The sequence below is a fragment of the Natrialba asiatica DSM 12278 genome (assembly GCF_000337555.1).
GTDB classification, from domain to species: Archaea; Halobacteriota; Halobacteria; order Halobacteriales; family Natrialbaceae; genus Natrialba; species Natrialba asiatica.
The window spans coordinates 44,728-60,601 of record NZ_AOIO01000021.1 but is presented as its reverse complement, the minus strand read 5'-3'; the positions used below and the strand labels follow the sequence as shown (position 1 = coordinate 60,601).

General features: G+C 64.4%; 13 protein-coding genes and 1 pseudogene. 10 read left to right on the top strand and 4 right to left on the bottom strand.

Annotated elements, in window-relative coordinates; genetic code table 11:
- Positions 1-52: 52 nt before the first annotated feature.
- Both C481_RS06810 and C481_RS06805 read right to left on the bottom strand, forming a co-directional pair.
- Positions 53-1,108, bottom strand: a complete 1,056-nt coding sequence (locus tag C481_RS06810) for a Gfo/Idh/MocA family protein (protein WP_006108419.1) — start codon at positions 1,106-1,108, stop codon at positions 53-55.
- Between the two features lie 442 nt (positions 1,109-1,550).
- Positions 1,551-2,612, bottom strand: coding sequence for a zinc-dependent alcohol dehydrogenase family protein (locus C481_RS06805; protein ID WP_006108418.1), 1,062 nt, complete (start codon positions 2,610-2,612; stop codon positions 1,551-1,553).
- 165 nt (positions 2,613-2,777) lie between these two features.
- Between C481_RS06805 and C481_RS22135 the strand changes: the two genes are divergently transcribed.
- The 4 genes from C481_RS22135 (at position 2,778) to C481_RS06790 (ending at position 4,839) form a co-directional block, all read left to right on the top strand.
- Positions 2,778-2,930 carry a hypothetical protein gene (locus tag C481_RS22135; RefSeq protein ID WP_006108417.1) on the top strand — a complete coding sequence of 51 codons (153 nt, stop codon included), beginning with the start codon at positions 2,778-2,780 and terminating at the stop codon, positions 2,928-2,930.
- A 147-nt stretch (positions 2,931-3,077) separates the two neighbouring features.
- Positions 3,078-3,542 (top strand): thioredoxin-dependent thiol peroxidase, encoded by a 465-nt coding sequence (bcp, locus tag C481_RS06800; protein ID WP_049904518.1) that lies wholly within the window; start codon positions 3,078-3,080, stop codon positions 3,540-3,542.
- A gap of 195 nt (positions 3,543-3,737) precedes the next feature.
- Positions 3,738-4,418, top strand: coding sequence for a helix-turn-helix domain-containing protein (locus C481_RS06795; protein ID WP_049904481.1), 681 nt, complete (start codon positions 3,738-3,740; stop codon positions 4,416-4,418).
- A 67-nt stretch (positions 4,419-4,485) separates the two neighbouring features.
- Positions 4,486-4,839: a DUF7344 domain-containing protein gene (locus C481_RS06790; protein WP_006108414.1), complete on the top strand. Its 354-nt coding sequence runs from the start codon at positions 4,486-4,488 to the stop codon at positions 4,837-4,839.
- A gap of 106 nt (positions 4,840-4,945) precedes the next feature.
- Here C481_RS06790 and C481_RS06785 read toward each other — a convergent pair whose 3' ends face one another.
- Positions 4,946-7,210 carry a CDC48 family AAA ATPase gene (locus tag C481_RS06785; protein WP_006108413.1) on the bottom strand — a complete coding sequence of 755 codons (2,265 nt, stop codon included), beginning with the start codon at positions 7,208-7,210 and terminating at the stop codon, positions 4,946-4,948.
- Positions 7,207-7,455, bottom strand: a complete 249-nt coding sequence (locus C481_RS06780) for a DUF7127 family protein (protein ID WP_006108412.1) — start codon at positions 7,453-7,455, stop codon at positions 7,207-7,209. Before C481_RS06780 ends, C481_RS06785 begins: the two co-directional genes overlap by 4 nt.
- Before the next feature lie 164 nt (positions 7,456-7,619).
- Here C481_RS06780 and C481_RS06775 point away from each other — a divergent pair, with 164 nt between their 5' ends.
- The 6 genes and pseudogenes from C481_RS06775 to C481_RS06750 all read left to right on the top strand — a co-directional run bounded on the left by C481_RS06775 (position 7,620) and on the right by C481_RS06750 (position 15,728).
- Complete coding sequence (locus tag C481_RS06775; protein WP_006108411.1) at positions 7,620-8,492, top strand: TatD family hydrolase; 873 nt, start codon at positions 7,620-7,622, stop codon at positions 8,490-8,492.
- 76 nt (positions 8,493-8,568) lie between these two features.
- Positions 8,569-9,147, top strand: coding sequence for a DUF2150 family protein (locus C481_RS06770; protein WP_006108410.1), 579 nt, complete (start codon positions 8,569-8,571; stop codon positions 9,145-9,147).
- A gap of 212 nt (positions 9,148-9,359) precedes the next feature.
- A pseudogene (gene hmgB / locus C481_RS06765) lies at positions 9,360-10,681 on the top strand (hydroxymethylglutaryl-CoA synthase).
- A gap of 188 nt (positions 10,682-10,869) precedes the next feature.
- Complete coding sequence (locus tag C481_RS06760) at positions 10,870-11,742, top strand: sulfite exporter TauE/SafE family protein (protein ID WP_006108409.1); 873 nt, start codon at positions 10,870-10,872, stop codon at positions 11,740-11,742.
- Positions 11,743-11,760: 18 nt separating this feature from the next.
- On the top strand, positions 11,761-14,295 hold the full coding sequence (locus C481_RS06755; RefSeq protein ID WP_006108408.1) for a heavy metal translocating P-type ATPase: 2,535 nt from the start codon (positions 11,761-11,763) through the stop codon (positions 14,293-14,295).
- 71 nt (positions 14,296-14,366) lie between these two features.
- The gene (locus C481_RS06750; RefSeq protein ID WP_006108407.1) at positions 14,367-15,728 is read left to right on the top strand and encodes an AI-2E family transporter; all 1,362 of its coding nucleotides are present in this window, start codon (positions 14,367-14,369) and stop codon (positions 15,726-15,728) included.
- Positions 15,729-15,874: the final 146 nt, after the last annotated feature.

Sequence of the window (15,874 nt, the reverse complement as noted above, 5' to 3'; positions counted from 1 at the left end):
TGGAATGTAGTATTTCGTTTCGCGGGGCCGGGATTGTGATCGGACGGTTCGTTCACGGTCGCGTCTGGCTGCTGTCGGACTCGAGTTCGGTTGGGATTCGATCACCGGTGCGAGCAGCCTCGTACGCCGCGTCGGTCAGTGCCGTCACGCGGAGGGCATCGCGAGCCGTCGCAGGGGGCTCGGTTCCGTCGCGAACGCTTTCGACGAAGGCACCTGCGCGGGTCCGTTCCTGTCGGTGATCGATGTATGGAACGTGTTCGCTTGCGTCCGTATCGATCTCGAAGACCTCGCGGGAACCCCACTGCGTTCCCTCGAGATAGAGGGCTCCTCGATCGTCCCAGCAGTGGATGTGCTCGCGGGTCGACGGCAGGTTACCGTGGAGCGAGACGGTTCCAGTCGCACCGTTCTCGAACCGAACGTCGAGGTGCGCACGCCGGTCGACCCGCTGCTCGTCGTCGTGGAAGTCCATACTCGCCGCGACGGACTCGGGTTCGAGCCCGGTCGTCCAGAGAACGCCATCGAGCAGGTGACTGCCGGTATCGAAGAGAAACCCGCCGCCCGACAGATCGGGATCGAGCCGCCACGTTCCAGCCGAATCCGCGATCCAGTCCTGCGTGATCGATGCCGTAACCCACCGCGGCGGATCGGTCGCGAACCGCTCTCGCGCCCGCTGAAACGCGGTCTGGAGGTGGCGCTGATAGCCGACCATCAGCGTTTGATCCGTTCGGTCGGCCCTGGCTACGAGTTCGCGTGCGCGGTTCAGGTCGGTCGTGAGCGGCTTGTCGCAGTAGACGTGCAGGTCGCGATCGAGTGCGGCGACGACCTGGTCGTAGTGAAGCGTATGCGGCGTCCCGACGAGGACGGCGTCGAGTTCACAGTCGGGATCGTCGAGCATCGTCTCGTACTCGGTGTATCTGGTAGCGGGTGGAACGCCGAACTCGGTGCCGACCGTCGCGAGGCGGTCCGTGTCCAGATCACAGACCGCGTGGACGGCGGCATCCGCGTGTCGGTGGAACTGTCCGCCGACGGTCGTGCCGATGTAGCCGAGACCGACGATGCCGATGCGGATCGGCGTGTCCGAGTTCGGGGCCGACGCGTGAGCACACATGGAACGAGGGACGAGACGCGGAGGCATGTCTTTGACGGCGCTGGCGATCGTAAGTGCTCGCCTAGACGATCGTAGGCAGTGATAACTAGTACGGGTTCGCGCTCGTGGGCTCGAACGGCGGCTGCGTAGTACGCCAGTACGTCCGCAGTAGCGCCATCCTGTCGCTGGTTTGACGACACTACGGGCGGGCAATTCGGTCCATAACAAAGGGGGACACCTGCAATTGTTCTACGTGCGGGGATACACGCCCCGCCGGGTACGCGCTTGGCCCAGACACGACGCGCTGACCGCCGATTGCGTGCGTTCGTGCCCGGATCGCTCGGAAGTGGACTCGCCCCCGCTTCGAGTTAGCTCATGTCTCTCACACCAGGGTGGGCTCCCGCCCCCGCCCAGGTTATGTGTGGGTGTGTCTCACCCCATTTCCCTGTCTTCGACCTGCCGCTTAGAACTCCGTAATGACCGGAATGCCGACCGTCTCGTAGTCGTCCATCGACACGAGCGTGTCGGGTACCTCCTCGAGCGACAGCGTCTCGCCGATAATCTTGCTCGGGTCGAGCGTTCCCTCGCCGATCAGTTTGAACAGTTCCTGGTAGCGAACGAGCGGCATGCCGTGTGAGCCGTGGACGTCGAGTTCTTTCATCGTTATCGCATCGACGGGCAGTTCGATCTCACCCTCCTCCTCGCCGGTCGTCAGACCGACTTGGACGTGGGTCCCCCTCGTTCCCAAACTGGCGACGGAGTTCCGGCAGGTTTCGGCGATGCCGAGCGCGTCGATCGAGACGTCGGCACCGCCGTCGGCGAGCGATCTGACCTCCCGCGCTGGATGCTTCACCTCGGTCGAGTTCACCGTCGCGGCCGCGCCGAGTTCGCGGGCGCGCTCGAGTTTGTCGTCGCGAACGTCGACCGCGATCGGATGCGCGCCGAGCGCGTCGGCGATGTGGATCGCCGAGAGGCCGACGCCGCCGCAGCCGTGGACGGCGACCCGGTCGCCGGGTCGGAGCCCCGCGCGGTCGGCGAGCGCGTGGTAGGCGGTCATGAACCGACAGCCGAGCCCGGCCATCTCGGTGAACTCGACGCTGTCGGGGAGTTTCACGCAGTTGAAGTCGGCCTCTCGAACGGGGAAGGCTTCGGCGAACGCACCCGGTGCGGCGCCAGAAAGTCCGAGCGGGACGACGGTTTCGCAGTTGTTCGCCCGCCCCTCGCGGCAGTGAGAGCAGGTTCCGTCGCCGAGGTGGAAGGGAACGGCGACCCGGTCACCCTCTTGGAGCGTCTCGACGTTCTCGCCGACGGCCGAGACGGTCCCCGCGGGCTCGTGTCCGAGGATCTGCCCCTCCGGAACCGATGCGCCGACCCAACTCCAGTCGCCCTGCCAGGCGTGCCAGTCGCTGCGGCAGATGCCGCAGGCTTCGGTCTCGACGATAGCCTGATCGGGCTCCGGCTCCGGCACCGGAACGTCCTCGATCTCGAGCGGTTCACCGTGCGTTTCGAGTACGGCAGCTCGCATGGTTCGGAGTTTTCTGACGAGTATATAAAAATATGATAGATAGGCGTGATACTGCCGCTATTCCGTCGCGGAGTCACGGCTGTCCGTTCGTCTCCGAGCATCGCCAGGAACGACGGGCCAGCAATTATACCGCTCACCGATGTAGCCGGAGTCGAGTGGCCAGCAATGTCCGGTACGTGTGCAAACTGCGGCGCGGACACTCTCCCTGTGCGACGGTATCACGTCTATCTTGCGACCGACGAGGTCGTCGAGGTCGATCTCTGCGAAGGCTGTCGTCACAAGTTCGTCACCGCGACCTGGGTCGAAGCCGTCGTGTGAATTGTCCCGGACTGATACGGACTGCTAACAGTCAGTTCCGGCGCAGTCGCGACCCCCGTCTACGGTTGTGCCAGGAAATCGCTCCAGCAGACCGTTTGAACCGGCGTGAACCACAACGCCTACGGTAGCTGTGCCGAACTCGTCTCTATGCTCGACGTTGGCGAAGACGCTCCCGCGTTCGAACTGTCCAATCAGTCCGGTGAGTCCGTCAAGCGGTCGGATTTCGATGGCCAGCGACTCGTCGTGTACTTCTATCCACGCGCGAATACCGAGGGCTGTACCACCGAAGCCCGCGAGTTCAACGATGCGCTGTCGACGTTCGACGACCGCGACGTTGCGGTGGTCGGTATCAGCGACGACCCGGTTTCGGATCTGGCCGCCTTCGCGGACGAGCACGATCTTTCGTTCGATCTCCTCTCGGATGAGGACGGCGCGGTCGCGACGCAATACGACTCTTATGGCGAGAAGCAAATGTTCGGCAACACGTTCGATGGCGTCTTTCGGAATACGTACGTCGTCGGGCCTGGCGGGACGATCGAGGCGGTTTACGAGAACGTGAGTCCGGACGGACACGCCGAGACGGTACTCGAGGATATCTGTAGTACCGACTGAAACGGTTTACACGCTGCTCGCACAGCTATCGGGCGGTCAGGTGTGCACTGACTTTCAGTGGCTACTATGGCCGCGGCGTACGAGAGCGGGGCCCGTTACGTGCCCGCCCTCTATCGCTCACTCGTTGTCACTTTCTCGCGCGGAGCACTCACTCTCTGGCCGCACACTTATCCACCGCGGGATGAAGGTGCTCGTATGAGTGTGATGGGCGAGTTCACCGTCGATTCTACCGATTTTGCGCTTCATCACGCGCTGTCGTCTGCGCCGAGCATCGTCGTCGAGATCGAACGCCTCGTCGCCACGACGCAGCACCGGCTCATGCCGTACTTCTGGGTCACCGGCGAGGAGCAAGAGCGGTTCGAACGGGCGTTCAGTGACGACCCGACTATCAGGCACGCGATGAGGGTCGATCGCGTCGACGATGCCGTCCTCTACCGCGCGGAATGGACGGAGAACATCGAGACGATTATCTACGCGTACGTCGAGATCGGCGCGACGATCCTCGAAGCGACGGGGACGAACGAATCCTGGGACCTGACGATGCGCTTCGACGACGAAAAGACGGTCTCGGAATTTCACGAGTTCTGCCGAGAGAACGGTGTTGAGTTCGAACTCGACCGACTCTACGAACAGAATCAGCCGATGGCGAGTTCGCAGTACGGCTTAACGCCGGTACAGCGGAAAACGCTCGTCACCGCCTACGAGGAGGGACTCTTCGACGTTCCACAACAGACGACCATGATCGAACTGGCGGAGCAGTTAGAGATCACACAGCAGGCGCTGTCCAAGCGACTCCATCACGCGAAGAAGAACCTCATCGGAAACGTCTTGACGGTCGGACAGGTCGGCGAGGGTGACGATGCCAATTCCGAGTAACTCTACTTAAACGGCGATATATACAACCCCGCCACTCTTTTCGCTAAGCCAAATATGAACACGTAATATGAGCGAACTCCGATCCGATCACGGAGACGTTGAAACGGTGTTTACGATGCTCGCAGACGACCGGTGTCGGTACGTTCTCCGGTGTCTTACCGAGCACGAGACGCCGATTTCGCTCGCTGAGCTGGCTACCGAGGTAGCCATCCGAGAACACGGGACAAGACCGGCCGACATTCCAGCGGACGACACGAAACAGATCCACGTCACGCTGTATCACAAGTACATCCCGAAACTGGCAGCGGCCGGCTGCGTCACCTACGACTCGGACCGAGGCCGTGTCGACACGGTCGAGTCATTCGACGCGGATATCCCAGCCATGCTCGAGGCCGTCTCACGCTCGACCGACGGTCACTAACGCACCCGCACCGGGTACGGCTACCAACGTGTCCTCGACGGCGACCGTACTACCTGCACTGGTCGTCGCAGTGAAAATCCGCGGCGGCGGTGGCGGTCGGGTCGCGTTACTGGAACGTCCGTCCCAGTTGCTCCTCTTCCTGACCCGGTTCCGCCTGCTGGAACTGCTGTTCGATATCCTCGTAGCGCTCGCGCGTTTCGGGCGTCACGCTCGGCTGGACTTCATCGAGCGCGTGCTCGAAGTGCTCCTTGCTGATACGAACGTTTCCAACCGAATCGTCGATATCATCCGGGTCGACCGAGTTGATGAACTCGCGGCTGGCGGCCATCGAGGCCTCGCGACAGACGGCTTCGATGTCGGCACCGACGTAGCCCTCCGTCTCTTCGGCGAGCCAGTCGAGTTCAACGGCGTCGGCGAGCGGCTTGTCTCGCGTGTGGACCTCGAAGATGCGCTCGCGGGCCGCTTCATCGGGGACGGGGACGTGGACGTGCCGGTCCAGCCGGCCCGGCCGCAGCAGGGCGGTGTCGATGAGGTCCGGTCGGTTCGTCGTTGCGATGACGACGACGTCTTCGAGTTCTTCGAGGCCGTCGAGTTCGGTCAGCAGTTGGGAGACAACGCGTTCGCCGACGCCGGAGTCGCCCTGTCGCTGGCCGCGTTGGCCGGCGATGGAGTCGATTTCGTCGAAGAAGATTACGGTCGGAGCGTTCGACCGGGCTTTCTCGAAGATCTCGCGGACGCCCCGCTCGGATTCGCCGACGTACTTGTTCAGGAGTTCGGGGCCTTTGATCGAGATGAAGTTCGACTGGGCCTCGTTGGCGACGGCCTTTGCGAGCAGGGTTTTCCCGGTGCCGGGCGGGCCGTACATGAGGACGCCCTTCGCGGCCTGCATGTCCATCTGCTCGAAGACCTGCGGGTAGTCGAGGGGCCACTGGATCGTCTCGCGCAGGCGCTCTTTGGTGTTTTCGAGTCCGCCGACGTCGTTCCAGCTTACGTCGGGGACTTCGACGAAGACCTCGCGCATCGCCGAGGGCTGGATGCCCTTGAGCGCCTCCTTGAGGTCATCTTCGGTGACCTGGAGCGTCTCGAGGACTTCGGCGTCGATTTCCTGTTCTTCGAGATCGAGGTCCGGTCGGATGCGCCGAAGCGCGTTCATCGCGCTCTCGCGGGTGAGCGACTCGATGTCGGCACCGACGAACCCGTGGGTGTTCTCGGCGTAGCGGTCGAGATCGATCTCGTCTTCGAGGGGCATCCCGCGGGTGTGGACCTGCAGGATTTCCTTGCGGCCGTCCTTGTCCGGGACGCCGATTTCGATCTCGCGGTCGAAGCGCCCGCCGCGTCGGAGCGCGGGATCGATGTCGTCGAGCCGGTTGGTCGCCGCGATGACGGTGACCCGGCCGCGCTCTTCGAGGCCGTCCATGAGCGAGAGGAGCTGTGCGACCACGCGCCGCTCGACGTCGCCGCCGGCTTCCTCGCGTTTGGCGGCGATGGAGTCGAGTTCGTCGATGAAGATGATGGCGGGGGCGTTCTCCTCCGCGTCTTCGAAGACCTCGCGGAGTTGCTCCTCGGACTCGCCGTAGTACTTCGACATGATCTCCGGGCCGGAGATGGTCTGGAAGTGGGCGTCGATTTCGTTGGCGACGGCTTTGGCCATGAGCGTCTTGCCGGTGCCTGGCGGGCCGTGGAGCAGGACGCCCTTCGGCGGTTCGATGCCGAGTTGCTGGAACAGCTCGGGGTGGCGCATCGGCAGTTCGATCATCTCCCGGACCTGGTCGAGTTCGTCGTCCAGGCCGCCGATGTCCTCGTAGGTGACGTTCGGGATGCCCTCGGCACCGGGTTCGCCGCCGGAGCTGACCTGTTCGGCCGGCGTCTCGGAGATGTCGATGGTCGTCGAGTCGGTGATGACGACGGTGCCCGAGGGCGAGGTGCTCGCGATCTTGAGCGGGACCGACTGGCCGGAACTGGCCATCGGCCCGAACGAGAGCGAGAAGGGGACCGTCTGTCCCTCGGTGACGGCCTGGCCGCTCAGTTTATCGCGGACGAGCGGGCCGATGTCACCGCGGATGCGGAGGTTCTGCGGGAGCGCAACGGTGACGGAAGTTGCGGGATTAACGTCGGCGGGTTCGACCGAGACTCGGTCGTCGATACCGACATCGGCCTCCTGTCGAAGGCGGCCGTCGATTCGGACGATGCCCCGGCCCTCGTCTTCGGGATAGCCCGGCCAGACGCGAGCGACGGCTTGACTATCGTCGCTTCCCTCGATGAGGATGTAATCCCCGTTCTCGAGGTCCAGTTCGCGCATCGAGACGCGGTCGATAGCGGCCAGCCCGCGCCCTGCATCCTTCTGCTTGAGTGGTTTGACAGTGAGTTTCATCGGTCGCCCTCCACTTCGATAGTGAGTACCCCGTTTTTGATAAACGTATGCGCGTCGTCTGCACCGTCGGGGAGGTCCATCTCGTACTGTTCGCCGTCGATGACGACCATGACCGTGGCATCGACGACGTCGACCGCGGCGTCTGCCGACGCCGCCCCGAAGTCGACGGCAAAGACCACGGCGTCGTCGTATTCGTATCGACGGGCGACCTGCTTTTCGCTGTTGGTAAATTGGTCGAGGTTCATTCGTTGACTAACCCAACGTAATCGCTACTTCTATAAAAGAGTTACTCCAACAAACCCGGGGACGTGAGGGTGATTACGGAAAGACCGTTGTTCGTAGTTCACACCAGTTCGACCCGCGCGAGGAACCCGGTGACTTTTCCCGCTTCGCACTCGCAGATCTCCGTATGATCGACGACGAGAACGACGAGCGGCCGGTTCTCGACAACCACCTCCACCTCGATCCGGACGCCCACCGCGGCATCGACGCCGTCCGAGACTTCGCTCGACTCGGCGGCACGCACCTCCTCGTGGTGAACAAACCCTCCTGGCACCTGGGCGTCGAGGCCGACACCGGCGAGGACTTTCGCCCCGTCTTCGAGCGCACCATCGACATCGTCTCGGACGCCACGGCTGAACTCCCCGGTCGCGCCTGGCCCGTCCTCGGCGTTCACCCCGGTCTGATCTCACGACTGGTCGACGACCGCGGCTACAGTCCGGACGAGGCCCGCGAGATCATGCAAGGGGGGCTCGACGTCGCCGCCGAGTTCGTCGCGCGCGGTGAGGCCCTCGCGCTGAAATCCGGACGGCCACACTACGACGTCTCCGAAGCCGTCTGGGACGCCTCGAACGCCGTCACGTGTCACGCCTTCGAGCACGGCAGTGAACTCGGCTGTGCAGTCCAGCTCCACGCGGAGGCGACCGAGGACATGACCGCGGTCGCGGAATGGGCCGAAGACCGCGGGCTACCCGCGCACAAGGTCGTCAAACACTACGCCGCCGGTCGGTTGAACGGACCGACGCCGAGCGTCATGAGCGACAAGGACCGGCTCGAGCGCGCGGCCGAGCGCGCAGTCGAGCACGACGCGCCGTTCCTGATGGAAACGGACTACGTCGACGACCCCGACCGTCCCGGAGCCGTCCTCGGACCGAAGACCGTCCCTCGCCGCGTCCGATGGCTACTCGAATCGGGTCACGAGCAAGCGGTGCACACGGCACACGTCGACACACCTGCACTCGTTTACGGGATCGATACGGAAGGAACGCTCGAGCGGGCATAAACGCCGCTGCAGCGGTTCTGTCGCGACGACGTACAGGTAGAGAAAGGCATTTCAAGCGGCCGGTGTAGGTGTCTGTATGAGCAATCCCCCGACCGAGTACTACTCGGAGGAACGCTGGCAGAACTGGATCGATCGCATCAAAGACGAAGAGATCGATCCCGAGGACGAGTCGTCGGCGCGACTCCTTCTTAATCTACAGGACGATACGGCAATCGCAGTCGCGAAGATCGTCGCCGCCTACGACGACGGGGACCTCGGAGAGGAGGAAGCTCTCGAGGAGATCAACGACGTCCGCGAAATCGTCCTGAGCGAGGTCGACATCGAAGACGAGGAGAAACTAATCCTCGTCGACGGCGTCCAGACGAGCCTCGTCTGCGTCTTCTTCGCCGCCGAAGAGTACATCGCAAACGGCCCCGCCGAAGACGGTAGCGTCGGCGACTACCTCGGCGCTGCTGCCGACGCCGAAGCCGAAGAAGACTTAGACGCCGCGCTCGGCTACGCCGCCCAGGCCGGCACCCTCATCATCGACGACGCCGAACTCGACATGACCGTCGCGGAGGACCTCGAGTACGGCCTCGTCACCGAGTGGATCAACGGCCTCGACAGCCTCCAGAGCGCGATGAGCGATCCCGAAGTCGTCGAAGAGGACGAGTAACGCCAACTCAGGTGCGAGCGCGTGTTTTCGGCCGTCGGCGACCGAGTTCAGTTCGGCGAGACGATCGTCCGTCGGCTGCCGTCCCTCGCTTGCTCTTTCGCCCGCACCAGCTCTTGTCCGACTGCACTCGCGCGTCAACACTGGCCGCGAGTCCGTCAATTGTCGAATCTTGGAACGACAATACCATATAGCTCGCTGTATAGTGTGGGTGTATGACAGCAGTCGGTATCGACGCCGTCGAGATCTGGACCGGGAATCTCAAACTCGATTTACCCGGGACGTTTGCGCCGGAGAAGGGCGAAGACCCCGAGAAGTATACGAAGGGACTCGGTCTGAACGCGAGTTCGTTTCCCGATAGTTACGAGGACATCGTCACGATGGGCGCGAACGCAGCCCATCGCCTGATGGAACGCAAGGGCCTCGAACCCGACGATATCGGCCGGATAGACGTTGCAACCGAGAGTTCGTTCGACAACTCGAAGCCGGTTTCGACGTACGTCGCTGGCTGTCTCGAAGACGTCTACGACGGCGATTTCCACCACGCCAACAAGGGCGAGCGGAAGTTCGCCTGTATCGCGGGAACCCAGAGTTTAGACGACGCGTACAACTGGATCCGCGCAGGTCGAAACCGCGGCCGCGGCGCGCTCGTCATCGCGACGGACACCGCGCTGTACGCCCGCGGCGACGCCGGGGAGGCGACCCAGGGTGCAGGGGCGATCGCGATGTACATCGACGAGGACCCGGATCTGACCGAACTCTCCGCCGAGCAGGGCTACGGCTCGGCCGACGAAACCGACTTCCTCAAGCCGAACCAGCAGTTCCCCTCCGTCGACGGCAAGCGCTCGGTGCAGGTGTACCTCGCCCGGATGCGCGAAGCCCTGGAAGACTACGAGAGCGCTGCGGGCGACGTCCATCCCGAGGACATCACCTTTGCGCCGTTCCACACGCCGTTCCCCGGCATGGTCCGCAAGGCCGCCCTGCTCGCCTACCGCCACATCATCCGCGATACGAGCATCGAGGACGATNCAGCCCGCTCAGAGATGTGTATAAGAGACAGGACGAGGACTACCGCGAGGCCCTGCGGGAGTACATGGACGAACTCAAGGAAACCGACCGCTACCAGGAGTGGTACGCGGAGATGATCGATCCGACGCTGTCGATCTCCCGCGAGGTCGGCAACTGGTACACCGGTTCCGTTCACGTCGCCCGCGCGAGCGCGCTCAAGTCAGCACTCGAGGACGGCCGCGACCTAACCGGTGAGACGCTGCTCATCGGCTCGTACGGAAGCGGTGCGCAGGCCGAAATTCACACCGAAACCGTCCGTGACGGTTGGAAGGACGAGATCGAGGCGTTAAACGTGGACGAACAGCTTGCGGCCCGCTACGACCTGAGCTGGGCGGATTACGAGGACGTTCACGACGCCCACAACCACGAGATGGACGTCGACGTCGAGGAGTTCACGACGCCCGACGAGGAGTTCGTCTTCGACGGCTGGGGCCGGATGGGCGAACGACAGTATCGGTACGTCGACTGACGCACGACGAGCGACGAGCGACGAACGACGAACGACGAACCGCAAGTGTTCGACAACTTGCTTTTGGCAGCATATCCGAACTCGTTCGGGTGAGAGTCGGCGCGTACAGCCGTCTGCGGGGATCGAAGGCGAAACGCACTACCCGGTGGGGTGACTAGGTCGGCTAACGGCGAAAGCCCCGACCGATCATGGACCCACTCTCACTCCTCGGCGTCGACGTGGCCCTGTTGTTCGTTATCGGCCTGCTGGCCGGCGGGCACTGTATCGGGATGTGCGGCCCGCTCGTGACGATCTATGCGAGCCGGATGGACGGAAATGGGAGTGAGAGCGGACGGCGGTCGCAGGGGGCGACCAGTACGGACGGCGGACACGCGTCCACTGCCTCCGACAGCGCCCGCCCGAGCGGACACCTTACGATCTACGAAGTGCGCCAGCACGCGCTGTTCAATCTCGGACGAACGGCGAGTTACACGCTGCTCGGGGGACTCTTTGGTACGCTGGGCGGCATCTTGTACGTGACGACGGCCCAACTCACGTCGTTCGTCGAGTTCGCCCGCGGCGGGGTCGGCCTGCTCGTTGGCGCGTTCGTCATGGTGACTGGACTCTACTACCTTCTCGGGCGGAGCACTGGCGGCGTCAGTCTGCCGGGCGGCGAGCGGCTCGTCGGCTGGCTGACGGGGTACGTCGATCGCCTGGCGAACGGGCCGGGCATCGTCGGCCTCGGCGCGTTGCACGGCCTGCTGCCGTGTCCCATCCTCTACCCGGCGTTTCTGTACGCCTTCGCGACGGGATCGCCGACGAGGGGAGCGCTCGCCCTCGCCGCGCTGGGGCTGGGTACGGTCCCGGCCGTCTTCGCTTACGGGACCGTCATCGAGGCCGTCGACGTCGCCCACCGACGGCGGGTACACCGCCTCCTCGGGGCGGCCTTCATCGTCCTCGGCTACGTCCTGCTCGCACACGGGTTGATGAGTCTGGGAATCCACGTCCCACACCCCGGGTTGCCGTTCTACGACGGCTTCGACGTGGCGGGTATCGAAGCGGGCGGCCACGAGAACCACTGAGCGGACGATTCGATAGGTATGACGGAGACACCGAACTCTCAATCCGCGGTCGACGGCGATGCCGATAGCGGCTGTACCCTCTGTGACCTGCCGGTCGACGGCAGCGGCGTCGTCGCCGACGGCAACGCGTTCTGTTGTGTCGGTTGTCGCGATGTCTACGACGCGCTCGGCGATGTAGAAGACGTGGACGCGGCCGACGTTCGCAACGCGCGAGCGGCGGACGAGGCCCAAGACGGGACACCGCGGGACGTACCGCCCGACCACGAAACGACGTTCCTCGAGGTCGACGGAATGTACTGTACGACCTGCGAGGCGTTCATCGAGTCGGTCGCCGCGGAAACCGACGGCGTCAGCCACGCGAGTTCGAGTTACGTGACCGACACGGCGCGGATCGATCACGACCCCGGTGTCGTCTCGGTCGAGGACCTCAAAGCGGAGATCAGCAAACTCGGGTACAGCGCCTACGACCGCGCGGACGCGTTCAGCCGGCGGCGAGCCAACAATTGGGAGATGGCCCGCGTCGGCGTCGGCGTCCTCATGGGGATGATGGTGATGTTGCAGTACATCGTCATCATCTACCCGACCTACTTCGGCGGGCTGTTCTACGACGAGCGGACGACCGAGTTCTTCACGCAAACGCTCTCGAGCGAACTCGCGACGCCGTTCTACGTCGTGATCGCCGCCCTCACGACGATCGTCCTGGCCGTGACCGGCAAACCGATCCTCCAAGGGGCCTACGTCGCCGTCAAGACGCGGTCGCCGAACATGGACCTGCTCGTCGCGATCGCGGCCGTCAGCGCGTACCTCTACAGCACGCTCTCGATCGCGGTCGGCCACGAACACATCTACTACGACGTGACCGTCGCCATCGTCGTCATCGTCACCGTCGGCGGCTACTACGAGTCGACGATCAAACGCCAGGCGACCGAGCGCCTCTCGGATCTGACCGCCGTGCAGGTCGAGGAGGCCCGCCGCGTCGGCGAGCACGGCGACACCGAATCGACGTCCGTCGACGAACTCGACCCCGGCGACCGCGTGCTGGTCCGCACCGGCGAGCGCGTTCCGATCGACGGCACCGTCGTCGACGGCCGCGCCGCGGTCGACGAGGCCGTCGTCACCGGCGAATCGCTGCCCGTGACGAAGGAATCCGGCGACGAGGTCGTCGGCGGCTCCGTCGTCTCCGAGGGCTCGCTGACCGTCCGCGTCGGCGAGGACGCCACCAGCACCCTCGACCGGATCAGCGAACTCGTCTGGGACCTCCAGAGCGGCACCCACGGCATCCAGAAACTCGCGGACAAACTGGCGACGATTTTCGTCCCGTTCGTGCTCGCACTCGCCGTCGCCGTCACGGCCGGCTATCTCGCGCTCGGCTCCGGTCTCGCGACGGCCCTGCTCACCGGGCTGACGGTCCTGATCGTCTCCTGTCCGTGCGCGCTCGGTCTCGCGACGCCCCTCGCCGTCGCAGCCGGTATCCGGGACGCGCTCGAGCGCTCGATCGTCGTTTTCGACGACAGCGTCTTCGAGCGCATCCGCAACGCGGACACCGTCGTCTTCGACAAGACCGGCACGCTCACGACGGGGGACATGACCGTCGTCGACGCCGACCTTCCGGACGACCTGCTCGAACAGGCCGCCGCGCTCGAGGAGCGGTCCGCCCACCCGGTCGGGACGGCTATCGCCGCGGCGACGCCCGTTGCGGACGGCGGCGCGGTCGAACCCACGTCCAACGAGCCCGAATCCGATCCCGCGGTCGACTCCGCAGCGGCGACGGGAGGTGACGCGGTCGACGCCGACACAGATGAAACCGCAACTGACCGCGTCGACGCCTTCGACTCCCACCGCAACGGCGTCTCCGGCACCGTCGACGGCGACGAGGTCGTCGTCGGCCACCCCGACCTGTTCCGGGACCGCGGCTGGGACGTGCCGGCTGCACTCGCCGAGCAAGTCAGCGCCGCCCGCGAAACCGGACGCGTCCCCGTCGCCGTCGGCCGCAACGGCACCGCCTCGGGCGTCATCGTCGTCGGCGACGACCTCCGGGAGAACTGGGACGAGACGCTGACGGCGATCTCGGAGAGCGGCTCCGAAATCGTCGTGCTCACCGGCGACGACGCGAGAGCCGCAACCCAGTTCCGCGAGCACGAGGCGGTCGATCAGGTTTTCGCCGGCGTCCCGCCCGAAGGGAAGGCCGAAACCGTCGACCGGCTCAAGCGGACGGGCCGAACCGTCATGATCGGCGACGGCACCAACGACGCCCCCGCGCTCGCGAGTTCGGATCTCGGCATCGCGCTCGGCGGCGGCACGGCGATGGCGGCCGACGCGGCCGACGTGGCGCTCGTCGACGACGACCTCTCGTCGGTCGAGACGGTCTTTGAACTCGCGCGGGCGACGGACCGACGCGTGAAAGGAAACATCGGCTGGGCGTTCTGTTACAACGCGGTCGCGATTCCGCTCGCGGTGACGGGGCTGATTAACCCCCTGTTTGCCGCGCTTGCGATGGGCGCGAGCAGTCTGCTCGTCGTCACGAATTCCTCGCGGTCGTTGCTTTCGGAGTGACTGCGGCCGCCCGATTGCGGGCCGTCGTTTCATCAATATAATACGTTCGGAGTGCGTACCGGTCCGTATCCATGGCCGATCGTCCTCCGTCAGGGGAGTGGTTCGCCAAGCGACCGGGACTAACCGTCCTCGCTATCGTGGCTACGGTTCTCGGACTTCTCGTTATTCTTCCCTATCTCCAGTACGTCCTCCTGGGTGTCGTGCTCGCGTACATTCTCGTTCCGGCACAGCGCTGGCTCGAACGGTACGTGAGCTCGCTCATCGCGGCCCTCTCGCTCGTCGCGGTCACGATCCTCGCACTCTTGTTGCCGTTGGCGTACGTCCTCGCCGTCGCGTTCCGCGAGGCGCTCAACCTCGTCGACGTGATCCAGGACGGAAACGGCAACCTCGATGTCGCGATCATCGAATCGCAACTCGAAAACGTGGGCTACTCGGTCGATATCGTCGAGTTCTACCAGACCTATCAGGACCCGATCGCGACGGGACTGCAGGGGCTGGCCATGAGCGCGGTCGAGATCGCCGGCGGCGCACCGGGACTCTTCATCGGCCTCACCGTGACCGTGTTCGTCCTCTTTGCCCTCCTCCGAGACGGTGGCGAGTTCGTCGTCTGGGTGCAACGCGTCGTCCCCATCGAAGACGACCTGCTCGCGGAACTGCTCTCTGAACTCGACCAGCTCATGTGGGCTTCCGTCGTCGGAAACGTCGTCGTCGCGGCGATTCAAGCGGTCCTGATCGGGATCGGCCTCGCCGTCCTCGGCGTTCCGGCGGTCGTCCTCCTCTCGGTCGTGACGTTTATCTTCGCGTTGCTCCCCCTCATCGGGGCCTTCGGCGTCTGGGTGCCGGTTTCGATCGGACTGCTCGCGACCGGACAACTCGTTCCGGCCGCGATCCTCATCGTCTACGGCTCGATCGTCAGCGCCTCGGACACCTACATCCGCCCCGCGCTCATCGGCCGCACGAGCGCGTTCAACTCGGCGATTATCGTCGTCGGCATCTTCGGCGGCCTCGTCGTCTTCGGTGCCGTCGGCCTCTTTATCGGTCCGGTCGTCCTCGGCGGGGCGAAGATCACCCTCGATCTCTTCACCCGCGAGCGCGCCGACGCCCCCCACCCGGTCACCGGAACCGGTACCCCCGGCGTCGACAGTGCGGTCCAGACCGCTCCCGAAACTGGACTCACCGGCGAGCAACCTCCCGAGAGTGAACTCGATGTGGACGAAGGTGGCGATACCGAGACGAACGCAGATGAGACCGCAGCCGGCGGTGACGAAGCGACGGAACGTGAGCACGACGACTCCCCCGACGAGAGCGACGAGAGCGACGAGAGCAACGAGAGCGATGGGACCGACAAGACCAGCGAAACCGACGAGACCGACGGGAATCTCGAGAACGGCAACGAGACTGCAACCGATACCGACTCCGAACTCGACCGGTAGCCAGCCGTGACCGACTGTCTCGTACCGAAACACGCTGCCCGCCCACGCGGAACGGGTGCGTTAATTAGTCCCTGGCCGCAACGGACTGCTATCGTGTCCCGAATGCCATCCTGTAATCGAGAGGGGGATCGAGAGAGATCGCAACA